Consider the following 19,800-nt stretch of genomic DNA (forward strand, 5'->3'; position numbering starts at 1 on the left):
TTGCGCGCGGTCCGCTTAGACGCAACGATAGGTCATGTCGTTCCTGCTCTCGCTCCTGCTTCTCCAGGCCGCCGTCCCCCAGACGCCGCCGCTTACGCCCGCGGTCAAGACCGCCCCGTCCACGTCGAAATGGCCGGCACGCGACGCGCAGTTCACGGTCCGCCGCTTTCGCTTCCGCTCGGGAGAGACTCTGCCGGAACTGCGCCTCAACTATACGACGCTGGGGCAGCCGCACCGGAATGCGCGGGGTGAAATCGACAATGCGGTGATGGTCCTGCACGGTACGGGTGGCACCGGCCGCCAGTTCCTCAGCCCGCAGTTCGCCGACGAACTCTACGGCCCGGGTCAGCCGCTGGACATCACGCGCTACTGGATCATCCTTCCCGACGGGATCGGACACGGCAAATCCTCCAAGCCGTCCGACGGGCTGCACATGCGGTTCCCGCACTATGATTATGACGACATGGTCGAGGCGCAGTACCGGCTGCTCCATGACGGCCTGGGCATCCGCCGCATGCGGCTGATCATGGGAACGTCGATGGGCTGCATGCACAGCCTGGTCTGGGGCGAGACGCACCCCGAGTTCGCCCGTGCGCTCATGCCGCTCGCCTGCGAACCTGTCGAGATCGCCGGGCTGAACCGCATGTGGCGCAAGCTCGCGATCGACGGGATCAAGGCCGATCCGGCCTGGGCGGGCGGCGAGTACCGGACGCCACCGGTACAGGGCCTGCGCACCGCCGCCAGCCTGCTGTTCGTCGCCGGTGGTGCGCCGCTATTCTTCCAGAAACAATATCCCGGGCGCGATGCCGCCGAGGCCTTTGCCGAGCAGCGGGTCGCGGCGTCGATCGACGGAACGGATGCCAATGACCTGGTGTATCAACTCGATGCCTCGCGGACCTATTCGCCCTGGTCGCGGCTGGAGGCGATCACCGCCCCGACGACCTGGATCAACTCGGCCGACGATTTCATCAACCCGCGCAATCTCGACTACCCACAACGCGCCGTTGCCCGCATGAAAAGCGCGCGATTCCGGATGATTCCGGAGAGCACCGACACGCGTGGCCACGGCACCCACACTGCAGCCAGGTTCTGGAAGCAGGACCTGGCCGACCTGCTGCAACGCACCGAATAGATGTCGGAGGACGCAGAGACAAAAATTGCGTAGTTCAGCCGTGCGTTATCGCCTGCGTGGCAATCGAGCCGTCAGACGCAAGATGGGAATGACATGCGATTTGTTCAGATCGAGATCCTGCCGCAGGGCAAGGCGCTGGTAGATATCGACAAGCTGACCCACGCGGTACCCGAGGGCGATGGATCACGCCTGTTCCTGGGAGCGCAGCACATCGACGTGCCGCATTCACTCGCCGAACTCGAGAACGTCCTGGCCGGTCGCGAGCGAACCGACGATGGCGCAAACAGCACGGCGGGGTTCGGCATCCGGTAGGCTGACGCGACGGCGTACGCTGGTGCAGATTTGACCTGCCGGCGCGGTCGTCAGCGGTCGCATTACGACCAGGTGGTTGCGTGTCAGGCCGTCGCCCGACGCATCAGGCCTCGTCGGTGGAGATCGGCTTCCTTGCTGCCATCTGGACCGGCTTGCCGATGACGGGACGGCCAGATGGCCATCGTCGCGCGATACAGCGGTCCTTGGCGATCCGGGCTACGCTGACGGTATCGCCCTGGTTGCCGCCGAGGACGTGATACGCGGTCGCGTCTTCGCCGACATAGAACCCGACATGCCCACCCCCCGGACGCTCGAACACCAGCACCGCGCCGGGAGCCAACCGCTCCGGCCGCAGTGCCGAGCCCCATGTCGACCATGACGTTGCGCGCACCGCGATAGCGACCGGCTCGATACCGTCCTCCTGAAGACAATAGGCGACGAACACCCCACACCACGGGACGCTGTCGGCATTATAGACCATCCCGAGGATCTTCGTCCCCAGGCGCTTCGCCCAACCCAGGATCGTTGCGCTGTTGGCCGATCCGGCGGCTTCCTTCGTGCCCAGCTTCGCGCGCGCGGCTTTCAACCATTTGGGCTCCGTCACCATGACTCACTCGGCCTCATAGCTGAAATCCGGGAACGCCCGTGGTTGCGCTCGAACACGGGCACTACAGCATCCGCTTTACGGTCGGCAGGATCGCCGCGACCACCGCTGCGATCGCCGCGGCGTTGGGATGCACCCGATCCGCCAGTACCATAGCGGAATGTCCCAACACGCCGGGCGGAAAGAACGGCCAGACGGTCGCGCCATGCTCGGCAGCCAACCCCGCGTGGATGCCAAGATACGCCGCAGCGCGATCACGGATGAACGCCGGGGGATCGACGGTGGTCAGCAACACGGGGATGCCGCAGCTACCCAGGCTCAGCAGGATCTGCTCGAGGTTCGCCCGCGTACGCGCCACCGGGATCTGCCGCAGGACATCGTTCGGTCCCACCTGAAGGATCGCGAGTACGGGCCGCTGGTCGAGCGCGGACAGCAAGCGGGGCAGGCGCCGCAGCACGTCGGCAGTGGTATCGCCCGACACCCCGGCGTTCACCACGCGGGCGCCAGGATGTGCCGTCTGCAGCGATGCCTGCAACCGTGCGGGAAAACTATCGGCAGCCTGCAGGCCGTAACCGGCAATCAGGCTGTCACCTATTGCCAGGATCAAGGGTCGGTCGGTCGTCATGCGTTGCCGCGAGATAGTCCACGTTCGACGCATTGTAAGACGTTCGGGTAAGACGCCCGGGTCCGGCGTCACGCCGCTATCGCGCCGAACCTTTGACGCTGGTGCTCGTTCCTACGTGATGACAGACGAACGGACGTCGCGGCGCTCATGAGCGTATTCTTCACGGCCGACACGCATTTCGGCGACCATCGCACGATCAACATCTCGCGACGACCGTTTGCCAACACCGCCGAAATGGATGCGGCGATGGTCGAGCGCTGGAACGCCGTCGTCGGCCCCGATGACGTGGTGTGGCACCTGGGCGACGTGGCACGTCGCCCGACGGATGTCGCCGAACTGCTCGCCCGACTGAACGGGAGCAAGCACCTGCTGCGTGGCAATAACGATCCGGATGCGACGCTGGCGGCGCACGGATGGGCGAGCGTCGGCGACTATGCGGAAATCGAGCTGGATGGCCGACAGCTTGTCCTGTGCCATTATCCGTTCCGAAGCTGGAATGGGCAGCACCGCGGCGCGCTGAACCTGCATGGTCACAGCCATGGTCGGCTGAAACCGATGCCGCGCCAGTTCGACGTCGGCGTCGATGTTCACGACTTCGCGCCGGTCCTGCTCGACAGCCTGATTCAAGCGCGCTGATACACCTGCATTCGACTATCCGTCGCTCCGCGAGCCAACCTCGGCGTGCATGCAATCAAGCGCGCATAGCCGTTACGAAGGCCTGGAAGGCGGCGGTGGGTTGGCGTCGGCTGGGATAATAAAGATGGTTCGGTGCCAGCGTGGGTGCCCACCCGGCCAGCACCTCGACCAGCGTGCCGTCGGCCAGGTGCAGCGCGGCGTGCGGCAGCGGCAGGCAGGTTACGCCCAGCCCCGACACCGCGGCGTCGCGCATCACGTCGATGTCGTTGGTCGTGAAGTCGCCGCGGACCGATCGTTCCAACGTCCGGCCATCCCGTTCGAATTCCCAGCGGTGGACCACCCCGGACGACGTGTACCTGTAACACAGGCAACGATGCGCCGAGAGATCGTCGGGATCGACCGGTGCGGCACGCCCGGCGAGATAGGACGGTGCTGCAACGAAGACGAGCGGCACCGGCGCGCTGATCCGGACCGATATCATGTCGGCTTGCAAACTCTGCGCGTGGCGGACGCCGCAATCGAAGCGGTCGGCGACGATATCGACGAACCCGTCATCGACCATCAGTTCGACGGCGATGTCGGGATAGGCGCGCGCAAAGTCGGTCAGCCGCGGCAGGATGGCGTAGATGGCGGCAACCCGGTGCGCGCTGACGCGGATCCGCCCCGCCGGTCGTTCGCGGACATTGTCGAGATCGGCCAGCGCGCCCGCGACCGAGGCGATCGCCGGCCTCAACCGTGCCAGCAGTTCCTCGCCTGCGGGCGTCGGCGCCAGCGACCGGGTGGTGCGGTCGAGCAGTCGAACGCCCAGTTTCGTCTCGAGCGATCGCATCGCGTGGCTGAGCGCCGAGGCGGACAACCCAAGGCGCGTCGCCGCCCGTGCGAAACTGCCAGCCTCGACGATCGTCTCGAACACCGCGAGACCCGACCAGAGATCGCGATCCATTCGTGAACATCCTTCAGCAACCCATGCGCCCCAGACGACCTAATCCTCGGGCGGTCCGGCGTCCATCTGGAGGCGACACAGTGCAGGATGCCATCATGAACCTCGACACCTATCGTCCACTTGGCCGCTCCGGCCTGCTCGTCAGCCCGCTGGCGCTCGGCACGATGACCTTCGGCACGCCGCGCAGGGGGCTGGACGAGCGCGGCAGCCGCGCGGTGTTCGATCGCTACACCGATCTCGGCGGCAATTTCGTGGATACCGCCGACGTCTATGCGGGGGGCCGATCGGAAGAGATGGTCGGCGCGTTCGTCGCCGCGCAATCGTCGCGCGACCGGATCGTCATCGCGACGAAATCCGGGTTCGCTACCGGCCGCGGCTATCATGCGGGCGGCAATGGCGCGCGCCACGTAGTGGCCTCGGTCGAGGGTTCGCTCCGCCGGCTCAAGACGGACTTCATCGACCTGTACTGGGTGCATGTCTGGGACGGCGTCACCCCCGCCGAGGAATTGCTGCGGACGATGACCGCGCTCGTCGCAGCGGGCAAGGTCCGCTATTGGGGCATATCCAATACGCCAGCGTGGTATGTCGCCGAACTCGCCACCCTGGCCCGCGTCCAGGGTCATCCGGCGCCGATCGGCCTGCAATATTTCTACTCGCTGGTCGAACGCGGCGTCGAGGCCGAGCACCTGCCGCTCGCGCGGTCGGCGGGCATGGGCCTCGTTCCCTGGAGCCCCCTCGCCTATGGCTTGCTGACCGGCAAGTACGACCGCGCCACCGTCGAGGCGGGTCCGAAGCGGGCGGGAGGCGTCCCCAACCAGGCCGGGTCGGACGACACCGCGCGGCCCGCGGACGACAAGCGGCTCGACGGCGACAATCCGTTCGGCGACACGCTGTTCACCGAACGCAACTGGCAGATCCTCGAAACACTCAAGCGCATCGCAGGCGAGATCGGCGAAACGCCGGCACGCGTCGCGTTGTCCTGGGTGGTCGGGCAGCCGGGGGTCGCATCGACGTTGATGGGCGTGAGCCGGCCCGAACAGGTGACCGACAATGTCGCCGCACTCGGTCTTCGCCTGCCGCCGGAACACCGTGCCGCGCTCGATGCGGTGAGCGGCGGCAACCTGCCGTTTCTCTACGGCCTGTTCCAACCTGCCGTGCGCAACCAGGTCGTCTTCGGTGGGGGAGATGTCCGAAGCTGAAGCTTCATACTGGAGCCGGCAACCTGGTACGAAATCTGCGCTCGTTCGGCTCCAATCGACAATCCTCGCGTTTGAGAATGTCCGGTCCGCTGCACGCTGGGATGTTGCGCGCCGGCACGGGGGTATCATGCGGATTGGGATCATCGGCGCGGGGATGGCAGGCCTGTCTTGTACGCATGCACTACGCGACCAGGGTCATCACCCCGTCCTGTTCGACAAGGGTCGCGGGCCCGGTGGCAGGATGTCGACGCGCCGGATCGACACGCCGCTGGGCGAGGCCGCGTTCGATCACGGCGCGCAATATCTGACGGCGCGCGATCCGGCGTTCGTCGCGCAGGTCGATCGTTGGGCGCAGGCGGGCCACGTCGCGCGCTGGTCGCCTGCGGGGCCCGATGCCTGGGTCGGGACGCAGGCGATGAATGCGCCGGTCCGCGCGATGGCGGGCGACCTGGATGTTCGATGGAGCACGGTGATCGACAGCGTCTCGCATGACGGCGAATGGCGGATCGGCGACGAACGGTTCGATGCGGCGATCGTCGCGGTACCTGCCGAACAGGTCGCGCCCCTGATCGCGGCTCACGACGGTGCGCTCGCCGATGCGGCCCGCTCCGCGGTGTCCGATCCGTGCTGGACCGTCATGGCGGCGTTCGATGGTCCGGTGCCGCTCGAATACGACCGGGTGACGAATTTGGGAGCGATCGGGTCCGCCGTCCGCAACTCGGCCAAGCCCGGGCGGACCGGACCGGAGGCGTGGGTACTTCAGGCCAGTGCCGACTGGTCGCGCGCGCATCTCGAAGATACGCCGGACGTCGTCGAACAGGCATTGCTCGCAGCCTTCGCCGACCACATCGGTGCCGCGTCGCCTGCCATCATCGCGACCAGCGTCCATCGCTGGCGGTATGCGAAGACCAACGCGCTGGACCGTGGTGCGTTCTGGAACGCGGACATCCGGCTTGGCGCCTGCGGCGACTGGCTCCTCGGGCCGCGGATCGAGGCTGCTTGGCTATCCGGGCAGCGGCTTGCGGCACTCGTTGGTCCAACCGGATCAACTGCCGCTGAAGGAGACTGAGACCTACCTTGCGCTGTCGACGCGCGCCTTCGTGCCCCCGCTACGATCGCTTTCGTAATACCGGCACCAAGCTCGGCCGACGCTAAGTTTCTTATATCCGTCGACCGATACGCGCGACGCGCCGCTTTGTCCGATACTTGAAACACCGAGAGATCGGCCGCTCTTCGCCGAGGCCGCCAGTCCAGTAGCACCGTGGTCAGGGAGCCGGCCATTTGCGAGATCGTTTCTCGCAACGCATATCCGCGAATGACTCTGTCGGGAAACCAGTGGCGGAGCGGGTGGGATTCGAACCCACGATACGCTTTTGACGTATACTCACTTTCCAGGCGAGCGCCTTCGACCACTCGGCCACCGCTCCGCATTGCTCTGGAAGCGGGTCTGCTAGTGCGGGTTTCGCGCGCGCGCAAGCGATTGCGTGCGGGGACGGCCTCGGGCAGTCTGCGGGGATGTTGAATATCCTTCTCGCTGCCATGCTTGCGCAAGCCGTTCCGGCCGCCGCGACGCTCCCGTCCGATCCGGTTGCGGCGGACTGGGTTGCGGTGCCGGACGACGAGCTGGTGGTGTTCACGCTGGCGAATGGGCACCGGTTTACCGTGCGGCTCGCGCCTCGCTATGCGCCGGTGCACGTCGCGAACATACGCAAGTTGGCGCGTGCGCATTGGTGGGATGCTGGGACGAGCGTCTACCGGTTGCAGGACAATTACGTCGCGCAATGGGGTGATGCGACGGAGAAGAAACCGTTGGTCGCGGGCGTCGTCGCGAATCCACCGGCGGAATATTCGCATGCAGGACCGACGACGGTGGCGCGGCTGTCGCAGCGCGATCCTTATGCCGAATGGGCGGGGTATAGTCGCGACGGGTGGCCGCTGGCGGGCAATGGCGCGACCGAGTGGGTGCCGCATTGCTATGGCATGGTCGGCGTCGCGCGCGATCTGCCGCCAAGCACGGGGAGCGGCGCTGAGCTTTATACCGTCATCGGGCATTCGCCGCGGGCGCTGGACCGGAACATCGCGGTGGTCGGACGTGTGATCGACGGGGTCGAGTGGCTGTCGTCGCTGCCGCGCGGGACGGGAGATCTGGGGTTCTACAAGACCGAGGGGGAGCGTAGCCCGATCGTGTCCGCACGCCTCGCAAGCGAACTGCCCGCCGCTGAACGACCGCATTTCGAATATCGCGCAGCGGACAATCCGCGGTTCGTCGCGTGGATCGCCTCGCGCGAGAACCGGGCGGGGCCGTTCTTTACGGTGCCTGCCGGGGGCGCCGACATCTGTGCCGCGCTGCCCCCGGTGCGCAAAGCGCTCTAGCGAATGACGGGCGGCTTGCCGAACAGGCCCGCGTTATAGTCCTCGATCGCGCGGACGATCTCTTCGCGGGTGTTCATGACGAAGGGACCGTGGGAGACGACGGGTTCGCCGATCGGGTCGGCGTGGCCGTAGAGGATCGTGGCGGGGGCTTCGGTCGTGACGGTGATCGTGTCGCCCTCGTTGCCGAATGTGGCGAGGTGATGCGGCTTGATTGGCGTGCCGTTAGCCGTGGGGGCGCCGGCGACGACGTAAAAGAAGACCGCGCGGCCGGTTGGGGCTGGCAGGTCGACCCTGGCGCCGGCTTCGAGTTCGATCGTCATCATCGCGACGTCGGTCAGGGATTCGATCGGGCCGTGTCGTCCGGCGAACGTGCCGGAGATCAGGTTCACGGTGCCGCCATCGACCGGGATCGTGGGAATGTCATCGCGCTGGAGGCCGGTATAGGCGGGCTTGGTCATCTTGAGGCGGCCGGGGAGATTGACCCAGAGTTGGAGGATCTCGAGCGGGCCGCCGTCGCGCTTGAACGAGGCGGGCGAGATTTCCGCGTGGATCAGGCCCGAGCCGGCGGTCATCCACTGGACGCCGCCCGCGCGGATGACGCTTTCGTGGCCGCCGCTGTCGAGATGCGCCATCTCGCCTTTCAGGATGAAGCTGACCGTCTCGAAGCCGCGATGTGGGTGCGGGCCGAACGGGAGGCCGGTGTTGCCGGGACGGTAGGTCTGGGGCCCGTGATGGTTGAGGAACAGGAACGGATCGACCTGCGGCAGGCCGGGGCCCGGTAGCGGGCGGCGGGTGACGAGATCGGCGATGTCGTCGCGCTGGGCGGGATATTGGTTGAGGATTTGGCGCATGTCAGGAGGCCTCGCGGTCTGCGGTGGTGGGCTGCGCTATGTCGGCGAGCAGATCGTCGATGCCGGCGACGAGGAAGTCGAGCGTGCGCTGGTCGGCCAGGCGACCGTCGGCGATCTTCTCGTGGACCGCGCCGACGACGGCTTGTGGGCGCAGGACGGTGCGGGCGCCGATCGACGCGAGCGTCTCGTTCAGTTGCGCGTGGGCGCGCGCGCCGCCGACGGCGCCGGGTGACGAGGTAAGCGTGAAGACAGGCTTGCCCGTGAGCGTCGCCTTGCCGTGCGGTCGCGAGGCCCAGTCGAGCGCGTTCTTCAGGACGCCGGACATGCCGTGATTGTATTCGGGGGAGGCGATGACGATCCCGTCGGCGGCGCCGATTGCCGCGCGCAGGGCTGCGACGGCGGCGGGGGGCGTGTCGGTGTCGGCGTCTTGGTCGTAAAGCGGGACGTCGTTCAGCGCGAAGACCGTCAGCGCGGCCTTGTCGGTGATCGCTTCGCCAAGCGTGGTCAGGATCGCGGTATTGTACGAGCCGCGGCGCAGGCTGCCGGAGATCGCGAGCAGGACGGGAAGAGCCATGGGAATTCCTTTAGTTGAAGCGGTAGCCGGAAATCGCGGTTTGCAGCACGCGCTCGTTGTAGACCTGCGCACCGGGCTGATCGGAGGCGCCGGCGGCGACCATCAGCGGGAGGAGATGCTCTTCGCGGGGGTGCGAGAGGCGGCCGGCGGGGGCTTCGGCCCAGCTGGCTAGCAATTCCGCCCGGGCGGTCGGTTCGGACTCGACCGCGGCGGTCAGCCATTGGTCGAAGGCTTCGGACGGCGCGGTGAAACGCGGGTCGCCGTAGCCGCGCATGTTGTGAAAGCTCATGCCCGAGCCGATGATCAGGACGCCTTCGTCGCGCAGCGGGGCGAGTGCGCGGCCGGCGGCGGCGTGGAGCGCCGGGTCGAGATCGCGGTCGACCGACATCTCGACGACCGGGATGTCGGCGCCGGGGAACGCGACCTTCATCGGGATGAAGACGCCGTGATCGAGGCCGCGGGTCGGGTCGACATTGGCGGTCAGGCCGGCGCCGCGGAGCAGGTCGGCGGCGCGAGTGGCCAAGACAGGATCGCCGGGCGCGTCATAGCGCAACTCGTAGGTATGCGCGGGGAAGCCGCCGTAATCGTAGATCAGCGGCGGCGTTACGGCGCCGCTGAACGCGAAGCCGCGCGTTTCCCAGTGGCCGGAGACGACGAGGATCGCCTTGGGCTTTTCGGGCAGCGAGGCGGCTATCGACCGGAGATACGCGGCCATGCCGGTCCAGTTCCCGGCGGGGTCGTCCATGAAGAAACAGGGCCCGCCGCCGTGCGGGATGAAGAGCGTGGGCTGGCGGGTGTGTGTCATAGTCTCGAGGTAGGCGGCGGTCGCGGCGATCGGAAGGTCGGGAATGGCAACGCTGCGTTGCCGGTGGGCGTGGCGGTCAGGTCCAGTAGAGGATGCGGGCCTGCGGAAGCTTGGCGGCGATCTCATCCTGGAAGAAGCTGCGGAGCGCGCGCATCGTGTCGGCGTCGTAGACATATTTGACCGAACCGAACTTGGTGCGTTTCTCGGTGCGGTTGGCCATGCTGAGGTCGAGCGACGAGCCGGGATACCAGGTTTCGAGCACTGCCTTCGATCCGGGGGTGTAGCGGTGGGTGATCAGTTCGATCGTCACGTCGGGTACATCGGCGAGCACCCGGCCTGCCTCTGCAAGCAACTCGCCATACGCCTCGCGCCAGCCTCCGGCGGCGATGATCGGCGCGACCGTCAGGCCGATCTTGTAGCCCGCGTCCGCCATTCTTCGTAGCGCGAGCAGGCGGGCTGCGACCGGACTGGTGCCACCCTCGAAGCGTGCATAGGCGGCGGGGTTGATCGAGGCGCGCATCCGGGTGCGGCCGCGGTGATCGAGCGTCAGCAATGGCTCGACCGCGTCGAACTTGGTGGTGAAGCGCAACTGTACGTCCGCCTCCCATGCGCCGAAATGCGCGATAAGCGCGGAGAGCGATCCGGTGACGTGCTCGATGCCGAGCGGGTCGGTGTAGCAGGAGGCCTCGAACGTGGTGCCTTCGTGCGCGCGGGCGGTCGAACGCGACGTGACGGTGCCTTGGCCGAGGTGCGCGGGGAGTTCGGCGAGGATCTCGGGGAGGTTCGCATAGACGCGCGTTATGGGCGGCCCCTTGAGCGAGCCGGCGAGGTAGCAATAGCCGCAATGCGCTGGGCAACCCTCGGCGAGGTCGATCCGCCAGTCCGCGCTGGGGGCGATCGGCTGGAGTTTCCGCTTCGAAGGTGGCGCGACGACCAGCGCCAGCGTGGCCTTGGCTTCGGCATAGGCGCGGCGGGAATCGTCGGGGAAGTCGAGCTTGAGGCGGTCGCTCGGTAGCGTCGTGACCGGGACGCCCAGCGCTGTTGCGCGCGCGGCGATCTCGGCACCGTGATCCCACGTCAGCGCCGACGGGGTCGCAAGCAGTCGCTTCGGCTGCCAGAGTCGTGAGGGTTTTGGCGCTGGCATCGAACGACAACGCGCGCCTTCGCCGAAGCGTTGCGGCTATTTTACCGGGCGTTTCTCGAGCTTTCGCGCGAGCGTGCGGCGATGCATGCCGAGGCGGCGCGCGGTCTCCGAAATGTTGAAGTCGGTTTCGGCGAGCGTGGTGTGGATGCGCTCCCATTCGAGCGTCTTGATCGAGGTCGGGCGTTCGGACAATTCGGTGTCGACGCTGCCCTCGGTGCGGTCGAACGCGGCTTCGATATCATCAGTGTTCGAGGGTTTGACGAGATAGTGCGACGCGCCGAGCTTGATCGCCTCGACCGCGGTGGCGATGCTGGCGAAGCCGGTGAGGACGACGACGAGGATCTCGGGGTCGTGCGCATGGAGCGTCTGGACGCAGACGAGGCCGGACGCGCCGCCGAGCTTCAGGTCGACGACGGCGTAACGGGGCGTGCGCTCGGCGAGTTGCTCGACGAGTTCCTCGTGGCTGGCCGCCTGCATGACCTCGTAGCCGCGGCGTTCGAACGAACGACGGAGCGTGCGGGCGAACGTCTCGTCGTCCTCGACGATGGCCAGGAGTTTCGGTTCGGTCATGACAGCGCGATCGCGGAGAGGGGCATGCGGATCGTGACTTCGGCGCCGCCGCCTTCGCAGTTTACCACCGACACGCCGCCACCGAGCTTGCGCATGACGTTGACGGCGAGGAACAGGCCAAGGCCGTGGCCGGGTTCGCGCTTGCTCGACTGATAGGGTTTGCCGAAGCTCGCGAGCCGTTCGTCGCTGAAGCCGGGGCCGCGGTCGCGGACGATCAGCGCGAGGTCGCCGTCGGTGCGTTCGCCGCGGAAGGCGACCCAATGCGGCGAGGCTTCGGCGGCGTTGTCGAGCACGTTGGCGATCACCTGTTTCAATGCGGGGTCGGAGACGACCTGGGGATCGTCGCCGACTCGCGTGGTATAGTCGAAATCGACCGACGGGTGCACCGCGCGCCATTCGTCGACGATTCCGTCGAGGAGCTGGTGGAGCGGCATGATCTCGGGCGCTTCGCCGCGCGCTTCGCCGGCCGATAGAAGGATACCGGTGACAATCGCCTTGCAGCGCTGGACCTCGGATTGCATCTCGACGATCTCGGCCTGGAGGTCGGCGTCCTGCGCGAGCGTCGGCATGCGGCGCCAGTCGGCTAGGATCACGGCGATCGATGCGAGCGGCGTGCCGAGTTCGTGCGCTGCGCCGGATGCCAGGAGCCCCATGCGGACGATGTGATCCTCCTCCGCGGCCTGCTGGCGAAGGTCGGCGAGGCGCGTGTCGCGGGCGCGCAAATTGCCGGTGATACGCGTCATGAATAGCATCAGCAGCGTCGCGATCAGCATGAAGCAGAGCAGCGAGCCGATCGTGTAGAGCAGGAAATACTCGCCGCTGTAATCGGGGGGCAGGATCAGCGGGCGGTAATAGAGCGTGAGCACGCCGAAACACGCCGCGGTGACGGCGACGATCGCCCAGCTCGACCAGCGATCGAGCAGCACCGCGCCAAGCACGACATGGAGCAGATAGAGCGAGATGAACGGGTTGGTCGCGCCGCCCGCCAGATAAAGCTGCGTGGTGAGCAGGCCGACGTCGAACAGCAGCGCGAGCAGCAGCTGGATGTTCGCGCCCTTGCGCCAGCCGTACAGCGGCATGCTCGCGAGGTTGAGGCCCACGGCGGCGGCGAGCGCGGCCATCATCGGCACGAGGGGGAGGTCGAAGCCGAGACCGAAGCGCGCGAACAAGATGGTGACGAACTGGCCGGCGACCGCGATCCAGCGCAGCGTCACCAGCTGACGCATGTTGGCGTTGCCGGTCGCGTCGGTGCGCGCGGTGGCGAGCGCGAGCCAGCGTTGCCAGCCTTGGCGTGCCGCCTCCGAGGTCATGCCGCCTCTAGCCGCTTGCGCGCATCCTGGCGGACGAACACGACGAACGCACCGATCGTCATCGCGGCGAGCGCGAACCACGTCAGCATGTAGACGAGATGGTTGTTGGGGAAGGCGATGATCGTCAGGCCGCCGACCGGGGCGGCAGTGCCGGACTTGTCCGCATCGACGAAATAGGGCGCTACGTTCGACAGGCCGCGTGCGCTGGCGATCGCGGCAACGTCGCGCGAATACCATTTGCCGGTGGCGGGATCGTTGTGACGCAGGAAGCCGCCGCCGGGCTCGGTGATGCGGAGATAGCCGGTGATCGTGATGGGGCCGCTGGGCTTGGTATGCGCGACGCGCTGCTCGGGCGAGACGTAGCCGCGGTTGACGAGGACGGTGAAGCCTTGGGCGGTCCGCAAGGGGGTCACGACCCAATAACCGCTACCGAGCGCGGTTGCCGCGCGGACCAGCGTTTCGCGAGTATTGTCGAGGGTCCCGTCGAGCCGGATGCGGCGATAGGCATCCGTGGTGGCGGTAATCGCGCCCCAGGAAGCGGGTCCGGGCGGGGCGACCGGCGCGGCGTGTGCACGCGCCGCGACCTGTTCGATCAGGTTGAGCTTCCAGGTGCGGCGCTCGACCTGCCAGATGCCGAGCGCCATGAACCCGGCGAACAGCAGCAGCGCGACCAGGCCTGCGACATAGACGGCAGGGCCCGGTCGCGTCCTCATCACATGTCTGCCGCGGCCTGCATCGGCATCATGTTCGTGTTCATGTGGTACATCACCCAGATCGATCCGCTGAGCGTGATGACGACGAGGATGATCGTGAAGATCAGCGCCATCATCGTCCAGCCGCCCTCCGACTTGCCGCTCATGTGCAGGAAGTAGATCATGTGGACGACGATCTGCGCGACCGCGAAGACCATCACGACGAGCGCCGCGGTCGACGGATCCTTGAACGCGCCGGTCATGACCGCCCAAAACGGGATCGCGGTCAGGATGACCGAGAGGAAGAACCCCTTGAGGTAGCTGCCACGGGTGCCGTGTGCTGCACCATTGTCATGGTCGTGATCGGCGTGCGGATTGTTCGCCGGTGCTTGGGGATCGCTCATCGCAGGGTGCCCATCAGATAGACGAAGGTGAAGACGCCGATCCAGATGACGTCGAGGAAATGCCAGAACATGCTGAGGCACATGAGGCGGCGCTTGTTCGCGGCGATCAGGCCGTGCTTCTGGACCTGGACCATCAGCGTGACGAGCCAGATCAGGCCCATCGTGACGTGAAGGCCGTGCGTGCCTACGAGCGTGAAGAACGACGACAGGAACGCGCTGCGGGTCGGGCCCGCACCCTCATGGATGAGGTTGGCGAACTCGTACATTTCGATCGACAGGAACGCGAGGCCGAACAGGCCGGTGAAGACCAGCCACATCTGCATGACGCGCTGGCGACCTTCCTCCATCGACAGCATCGCGAAGCCGTAGGTGATCGACGAGAACAGCAGCATCGCGGTGTTCACCGCCACCAGCGGCAGCTCGAAGATCTCCTTCGGGCTGGGACCGCCGGCGTAGCTGTTGCCGAGCACGGCATAGGCCGCGAACAGCACCGCGAAGATGAGGCAATCGCTCATCAGGTACATCCAGAAGCCCAGCATCGTGCTGGCGCCGTCGGGATGCTCATGCTCCTCGATGTCGTAGAACGAGACCTTCTCGGTCTCGTTCAGGCCATCCTTCATGGGTATTGCGGACATCGCGTCAGGCTCCCTGGGTCGCGAGCTGGCGGGTGCGCGCGTTCTCGGTGGCGATCACGTCCTCGACCGGGATGTGGAAGTCGCGCTTATAGTTGAACGTGTGGAAGATGGTGGTGCCGAAGATACCGGCGAGTGCCAGCCCCGCGAGCCACCAGACGTACCAGATCATCGCGAACCCGAACGCCACGCTGAGACCGGCGAGCACGACGCCCGTGCCAGTGCCGCTCGGCATGTGGATCGACTTGAAGCCGGTCACAGGCCGCTCGTGCTTGCGATCCTTCATGTCGTACCAGGCGTCCAGGTCGTGGACGATCGGCGTGAACGCGAAGTTGTACTCCGGCGGCGGCGACGAGGTCGCCCACTCCAGCGTGCGGCCGTTCCACGGATCGCCGCTGTGATCGGCCAGCGCCTCGCGGTTGCGGATGCTGACGAAGATCTGGAGCAGGAAGGCACCGATGCCGGCGGCGATCAAGGCTGCACCGAAGGCGGCGATGACGAACCAGATCTGCAGGTTCGGATCGTCGAAATAGCGCATCCGGCGGGTCACGCCCATCAGGCCAAGCACGTAGAGCGGCATGAACGCGAAGTAGAAGCCGACCACCCAGCACCAGAAGGATACCGTGCCCCACTTCTTGTCCAGCTTGAAGCCGAACGCCTTGGGGAACCAGTAGTTGATGCCGGCGAACATGCCGAACAGCGTGCCGCCGATGATCACGTTATGGAAATGCGCGACCAGGAACAGCGAGTTGTGCAGCACGAAATCGGCTGGCGGCACCGCGAGCAGCACGCCGGTCATGCCGCCGATCGTGAAGGTCACCATGAAGGCGATCGTCCACATCATCGGCAGTTCGAACCGGATCCGACCCTTATACATCGTGAACAGCCAGTTGAAGATCTTGGCCCCTGTCGGGATCGAGATGATCATCGTGGTGATGCCGAAGAACGAATTCACGCTCGCGCCCGAGCCCATCGTGAAGAAGTGGTGCAGCCAGACGAGATAGGCGAGGATCGTGATGACGAGCGTCGCATAGACCATCGAGCTGTAGCCGAAGAGGCGCTTGCCCGAGAAGGTCGAGGTGACTTCCGAGAAGATGCCGAACGCCGGCAGGACCAGGATGTAGACCTCGGGGTGACCCCAGATCCAGATCAGGTTGACGTACATCATCGGATTGCCGCCCGAGTCGTTCGTGAAGAACGCGGTGCCGATGTAGCGATCGAGCGACAGCATCGCGAGAACCGCGGTCAGAACCGGGAAGGCGGCGACGATCAGGATGTTGGTGCACAGCGACGTCCAGACGAAGATCGGCATCTTCATCATGGTCATGCCGGGCGCACGCATCTTGACGATGGTCGCGACCAGATTGACGCCGGACAACAGCGTCCCAATGCCCGCGATCTGCAGCGCCCAGATATAGTAATCGACACCGACGTCCGGCGAATACGCCAGTCCAGAAAGGGGCGGCATCGCGAGCCAGCCGGTCCGTGCGAACTCACCGATGAACAGCGACATCATGACGATCACGGCACCCGCCGCGGTCATCCAGAAGCTGAAATTGTTGAGGAACGGGAACGACACGTCGCGCGCACCGATCTGGAGCGGGACGACGTAGTTCATCAGCCCCGTGACCAGCGGCATCGCCACGAAGAAGATCATGATCACGCCGTGTGCGGTGAACACCTGGTCGTAGTGATGCGCGGTCAAATATCCTTCGGACCCGTTGAACGCCATCGCCTGCTGCGCGCGCATCATGATCGCGTCGGAGAACCCGCGCAGCAGCATGACGATCGCCAGGATGATGTACATGATGCCGATCTTCTTGTGATCGACGCTGGTGAACCACTGGTTCCACAGATAGCCCCAGACCTTGAAATAGGTCAGCGCGGCGACGAGACCGAGCCCGCCGATCGCCACCATCGCGAAGGTGGCGACGACGATCGGTTCGTGCAGCGGCAGCGACTCCAGGGTCAGGCGGCCGAAGATAGTCTTCAACAGGGTGTCGTTCATGATGGTTTCTCTAGCCGTTCGCGACGGGGCGCGTGCCCGGCATGGTGGAGGGGGTCAGCATCGTGTGATTGCGGTTCTGCTGCGAGCCGGGCGCGCCGTTAGCGCCGTCCTTCTTGATGTCGGCAGGCGCGGTCCAGTGGTTGCCGCTACCCTTTTCGTTCGCGTCCTTCATCAACGCGCCTTCGGGATGACCGGTGTCCTGCGGGCCCTTGCCGCCATTGACTCCGGGCATCGCCATGCCAGCGTGCGAGTCCCCCCCGCCTTTGCCGCCGTGCATCATCTGCGACATGCAGACCTTGCCGGGCTGGACGCACTGCTCGACGACCAGCTTGAACATGTTCGGCTCGACCGCATTGTAGTAGCGGACCGGGACCTTCTCGCTCGGCTTCTCCAGCTGGAGATAGCTCGCGCGATTGAGGCCGCCGCCACGCTGCTTGACCTGGTTGATCCAGGCATCGAAGCCCGCGTCGCTGACGCCGTGGAAGCGGAAGCGCATCCCCGAGAAGCCCGCGCCACTATAGTTGGACGAGAAGCCCTCATAGTTGCCGGGCTTGTTGATCACCGCGTTCAGCGTCGTCTGCATGCCGGGCATCGTGTAGATCATGCCGGCGAGCGCGGGGATGTAGAACGCGTTCATCACCGACGACGAGGTCATCTGGAAGCGGATCGGCCGATCGACCGGCGCAGCCAACTCGTTGACCGTGGCGATGCCGTATTCCGGATAGATGAAGAGCCACTTCCAATCGAGCGCGACGACCTGCACCTCGAGCGGCTTGCCGGCGCCGTTCGGACCGTTGCCCGCCTGCTGCTTGTCGACCAGGTTGCCGACCGGCACGTTGTTCGCGAGCGTCGGCGTGTCCGGCTTGATCCGGCCGAGCGGGCGGTACGGATCGAGCAGGTGCGTGCTGGTCCAGGTCAGCGCACCGAGCGCGATGATGATCAGCAGGGGGATGCCCCAGATCAGCAGCTCGAGGCCGACCGAGTGATCCCAGTTGGGTTCGTACTTGGCGGCCTTGTTCGACTGGCGATACCGGAACGCGAAGAACAGCGTCAGGCAAATCACCGGAACGATGATCAGCAACATCAGCCCGGTCGAGATCAGCACCAAGTCGCGCTGCTGCACTGCGATATCGCCGGATGGCGACATCACTACCCAGTCGCAACCGCTGGTGAGCAGTGCCAAGGGCATGGCCACCAACCATTTTCGAGCCGAGATTTTGGTGCGGGAAAGCTGTGTCACGACGGTCATTCGGTCCCCCTACGCCTCGGTTGCGCTGCGCTACAGTGGACAATTTGTCCAATGGGCGCTGCACTGCAACATCGGCATGACTTTATCGTCGCCCGGAGTAGCATAGATCACCCCTGCCCGCATTGGGCGCGGGAGATTGGCGCGGAATATATCTGCCCGCATCCGCCGGAACAGCGTATCATCGGGTTCGCGCCCTGAAGAGCGAGTTGAAGAATGAGTGCAAATACAGTCCCCGAGACGAGCTTCGAAGCCGATGCTCGCAGTATCCACAGCGACGGCGAGCACGTCACGCCCGGCGTGATCGCGATCGGCGTGGTGATCGGCCGCACCTCGGAATTCTTCGACTTCTTCGTGTATGCGATCGCCTCGGTGCTGGTGTTCCCGACCTTGGTCTTCCCGTATGTCGACCGGTTGCAGGGCACGCTGTATTCGTTCGCCGTGTTCGCGCTGGCATTCTTCGCCCGGCCGATCGGCACGGTAATCTTCATCGCGGTCGACCGCGCCTATGGCCGCAGCGTCAAGCTGACGATCTCGATCTTCTTGCTCGGCACGTCGACGGTCGCGATGGGGTTCATCCCGAGCTATGATTCGGTCGGCAACTGGTCGGTCGCGATCCTCGCGCTGCTCCGTATCGGCCAAGGGATCGCGCTTGGTGGCGCCTGGGATGGTCTCGCCTCGCTGCTGTCGCTGAACTCGCCGGAAAAGCATCGCGGCTGGTACGCGATGCTGCCGCAGCTGGGTGCGCCGATCGGCCTGCTGGTCGCCAGCGGCCTGTTCGCGTTCTTCGTCGCTGCGTTGCCGACCGAGGATTTCTTCTCGTGGGGCTGGCGCTATCCGTTCTTCGTGGCGTTCGCGATCAACGTCGTCGCACTGTTCGCTCGTCTTCGCCTGGTCGTGACGCCCGAGTTTGAAGAGATGTACGCCAAGCGCGAGCTCGAGCCCGCACCGGTGGTCGAGACCGTGCAATCGCAGTGGAAGGCGATCTGGCTCGGCTCGTTCGTCCCGCTCGCGAGCTTCGCGTTGTTCCACATGGTCACGGTGTTCCCGCTGTCGTGGGTCGTGCTGTTCACGCGTGAGGCACCGGCGCGCTTCCTGGTGGTCGAGGTGATCGGCGCGGTGATCGGCATTGGCGCGATGCTGGTGTCGGGGCTGCTCGCGGACCGGTTCGGGCGTCGCACGATGCTGGGCACGATCGCGGTGCTGATCGCGCTGTTCGCAATCGCCGCACCGAAGCTGCTCGATGGCGGCGACGTCGGCGAGCGTCTGTTCATGGGCGTCGGCTTCCTGCTGTTCGGCCTGTCGTTCGGCCAGTCCTCGGGCGCGATCGCCTCGAGCCTGTCGCCGCAGCATCGTTATACGGGCTCGGCGCTGACGACCGATTTGGCGTGGCTGTTCGGTGCCGGGTTCGCTCCGCTCGCGGCGCTGTTGCTGACGAGCAAGCTGGGGCTGGCGGCGAGCGGCGCGTACCTGTTTTCGGGCGCGGTGTTCACGTTGATCGCTCTGGGGTTGAACAAGCAGCTCGCCAAGCGCGACATCGCGCGGTGATTGGTCGGGGCTGACGGACTTACCGAGCGGCCCCCTCACGAACGATTAGCACCGCCCGTTCCGGTACGAACGCGACCCACACCCATCTGCACCACCCCGGCGAAGGCAGGGGCCCAGTTGGCAAGGTCGTTGTAACGATGCGCTGCCCTTAGTTAGCACCGTCCCCGAACTGGGCCCCGGCCTTCGCCGGGG

Annotated in this window: 21 protein-coding genes and 1 tRNA gene; 7 read left to right on the top strand and 15 right to left on the bottom strand. The window is 65.8% G+C overall.

Annotation, left to right across the window (positions count from 1 at the left end; translation table 11 throughout):
- Window positions 1-34 precede the first annotated feature (34 nt).
- Together AC59GX_RS08415 and AC59GX_RS08420 are read left to right on the top strand one after the other, a co-directional pair.
- On the top strand, window positions 35-1,132 hold the full coding sequence (locus tag AC59GX_RS08415; RefSeq protein WP_426279878.1) for an alpha/beta fold hydrolase: 1,098 nt from the start codon (window positions 35-37) through the stop codon (window positions 1,130-1,132).
- A gap of 93 nt (window positions 1,133-1,225) precedes the next feature.
- On the top strand, window positions 1,226-1,444 hold the full coding sequence (locus AC59GX_RS08420) for a hypothetical protein (protein ID WP_426279879.1): 219 nt from the start codon (window positions 1,226-1,228) through the stop codon (window positions 1,442-1,444).
- Window positions 1,445-1,547: 103 nt separating this feature from the next.
- On the opposite strand, the gene AC59GX_RS08425 is transcribed toward AC59GX_RS08420, so the two are convergent.
- Entirely contained in the window at window positions 1,548-2,051 is a 504-nt protein-coding gene (locus tag AC59GX_RS08425) for a TIGR02594 family protein (RefSeq protein WP_497301455.1), read from the bottom strand.
- A 61-nt stretch (window positions 2,052-2,112) separates the two neighbouring features.
- Entirely contained in the window at window positions 2,113-2,673 is a 561-nt protein-coding gene (locus AC59GX_RS08430) for a GDSL-type esterase/lipase family protein (protein WP_426279881.1), read from the bottom strand.
- Between the two features lie 147 nt (window positions 2,674-2,820).
- On the opposite strand from AC59GX_RS08430, the gene AC59GX_RS08435 reads away from it, so the two are divergent.
- Window positions 2,821-3,309, top strand: coding sequence for a metallophosphoesterase family protein (locus AC59GX_RS08435; RefSeq protein WP_426279882.1), 489 nt, complete (start codon window positions 2,821-2,823; stop codon window positions 3,307-3,309).
- A gap of 55 nt (window positions 3,310-3,364) precedes the next feature.
- On the opposite strand, the gene AC59GX_RS08440 is transcribed toward AC59GX_RS08435, so the two are convergent.
- Entirely contained in the window at window positions 3,365-4,252 is an 888-nt protein-coding gene (locus AC59GX_RS08440) for a LysR family transcriptional regulator (protein WP_426279883.1), read from the bottom strand.
- A gap of 95 nt (window positions 4,253-4,347) precedes the next feature.
- Between AC59GX_RS08440 and AC59GX_RS08445 the strand changes: the two genes are divergently transcribed.
- Both AC59GX_RS08445 and AC59GX_RS08450 read left to right on the top strand, forming a co-directional pair.
- Entirely contained in the window at window positions 4,348-5,451 is a 1,104-nt protein-coding gene (locus AC59GX_RS08445; protein ID WP_497301456.1) for an aldo/keto reductase, read from the top strand.
- A gap of 127 nt (window positions 5,452-5,578) precedes the next feature.
- Window positions 5,579-6,520, top strand: a complete 942-nt coding sequence (locus AC59GX_RS08450) for an NAD(P)/FAD-dependent oxidoreductase (RefSeq protein ID WP_426279885.1) — start codon at window positions 5,579-5,581, stop codon at window positions 6,518-6,520.
- Window positions 6,521-6,787: 267 nt separating this feature from the next.
- Here AC59GX_RS08450 and AC59GX_RS08455 read toward each other — a convergent pair.
- Window positions 6,788-6,878: transfer RNA gene (locus AC59GX_RS08455), tRNA-Ser, on the bottom strand.
- A gap of 112 nt (window positions 6,879-6,990) precedes the next feature.
- Between AC59GX_RS08455 and AC59GX_RS08460 the strand changes: the two genes are divergently transcribed.
- Window positions 6,991-7,824: a peptidylprolyl isomerase gene (locus tag AC59GX_RS08460; RefSeq protein ID WP_497301458.1), complete on the top strand. Its 834-nt coding sequence runs from the start codon at window positions 6,991-6,993 to the stop codon at window positions 7,822-7,824.
- Here AC59GX_RS08460 and AC59GX_RS08465 read toward each other — a convergent pair.
- From AC59GX_RS08465 to AC59GX_RS08515, 11 genes are all read right to left on the bottom strand, one after another.
- On the bottom strand, window positions 7,821-8,675 hold the full coding sequence (locus tag AC59GX_RS08465) for a pirin family protein (protein ID WP_497301460.1): 855 nt from the start codon (window positions 8,673-8,675) through the stop codon (window positions 7,821-7,823). The two genes, AC59GX_RS08460 and AC59GX_RS08465, sit on opposite strands and share 4 nt — an antisense overlap.
- Window position 8,676: 1 nt before the next feature.
- The gene (locus AC59GX_RS08470) at window positions 8,677-9,249 is read right to left on the bottom strand and encodes an NADPH-dependent FMN reductase (RefSeq protein ID WP_426279888.1); all 573 of its coding nucleotides are present in this window, start codon (window positions 9,247-9,249) and stop codon (window positions 8,677-8,679) included.
- A gap of 10 nt (window positions 9,250-9,259) precedes the next feature.
- Window positions 9,260-10,054, bottom strand: coding sequence for a DODA-type extradiol aromatic ring-opening family dioxygenase (locus tag AC59GX_RS08475; RefSeq protein WP_426279889.1), 795 nt, complete (start codon window positions 10,052-10,054; stop codon window positions 9,260-9,262).
- Window positions 10,055-10,130: 76 nt separating this feature from the next.
- Window positions 10,131-11,198 (bottom strand): spore photoproduct lyase family protein, encoded by a 1,068-nt coding sequence (locus tag AC59GX_RS08480; RefSeq protein WP_426279890.1) that lies wholly within the window; start codon window positions 11,196-11,198, stop codon window positions 10,131-10,133.
- A 36-nt stretch (window positions 11,199-11,234) separates the two neighbouring features.
- A complete protein-coding gene (locus tag AC59GX_RS08485) occupies window positions 11,235-11,768 on the bottom strand; it encodes a response regulator transcription factor (RefSeq protein ID WP_056490014.1) in 534 nt (177 codons plus the stop codon).
- Window positions 11,765-13,078 (bottom strand): ATP-binding protein, encoded by a 1,314-nt coding sequence (locus tag AC59GX_RS08490; protein WP_056063525.1) that lies wholly within the window; start codon window positions 13,076-13,078, stop codon window positions 11,765-11,767. The genes AC59GX_RS08485 and AC59GX_RS08490 overlap by 4 nt, the downstream gene beginning before the upstream one ends.
- The gene (locus tag AC59GX_RS08495; RefSeq protein WP_426279891.1) at window positions 13,075-13,791 is read right to left on the bottom strand and encodes an SURF1 family protein; all 717 of its coding nucleotides are present in this window, start codon (window positions 13,789-13,791) and stop codon (window positions 13,075-13,077) included. The genes AC59GX_RS08490 and AC59GX_RS08495 overlap by 4 nt, the downstream gene beginning before the upstream one ends.
- Window positions 13,791-14,174 carry a cytochrome o ubiquinol oxidase subunit IV gene (cyoD, locus tag AC59GX_RS08500; RefSeq protein WP_056063531.1) on the bottom strand — a complete coding sequence of 128 codons (384 nt, stop codon included), beginning with the start codon at window positions 14,172-14,174 and terminating at the stop codon, window positions 13,791-13,793. Before cyoD ends, AC59GX_RS08495 begins: the two co-directional genes overlap by 1 nt.
- On the bottom strand, window positions 14,171-14,794 hold the full coding sequence (gene cyoC / locus AC59GX_RS08505) for a cytochrome o ubiquinol oxidase subunit III (RefSeq protein WP_093400566.1): 624 nt from the start codon (window positions 14,792-14,794) through the stop codon (window positions 14,171-14,173). The genes cyoD and cyoC overlap by 4 nt, the downstream gene beginning before the upstream one ends.
- 19 nt (window positions 14,795-14,813) lie before the next feature.
- Window positions 14,814-16,814: a cytochrome o ubiquinol oxidase subunit I gene (gene cyoB, locus AC59GX_RS08510; RefSeq protein WP_056490025.1), complete on the bottom strand. Its 2,001-nt coding sequence runs from the start codon at window positions 16,812-16,814 to the stop codon at window positions 14,814-14,816.
- Window positions 16,815-16,824: 10 nt separating this feature from the next.
- Window positions 16,825-18,063, bottom strand: a complete 1,239-nt coding sequence (locus AC59GX_RS08515) for a ubiquinol oxidase subunit II (protein WP_426279892.1) — start codon at window positions 18,061-18,063, stop codon at window positions 16,825-16,827.
- Between the two features lie 213 nt (window positions 18,064-18,276).
- On the opposite strand from AC59GX_RS08515, the gene AC59GX_RS08520 reads away from it, so the two are divergent.
- On the top strand, window positions 18,277-19,608 hold the full coding sequence (locus AC59GX_RS08520; RefSeq protein WP_056490031.1) for an MFS transporter: 1,332 nt from the start codon (window positions 18,277-18,279) through the stop codon (window positions 19,606-19,608).
- Window positions 19,609-19,800 lie beyond the last annotated feature (192 nt).

This window comes from Sphingomonas sp. 320_CC, from assembly GCF_059691795.1.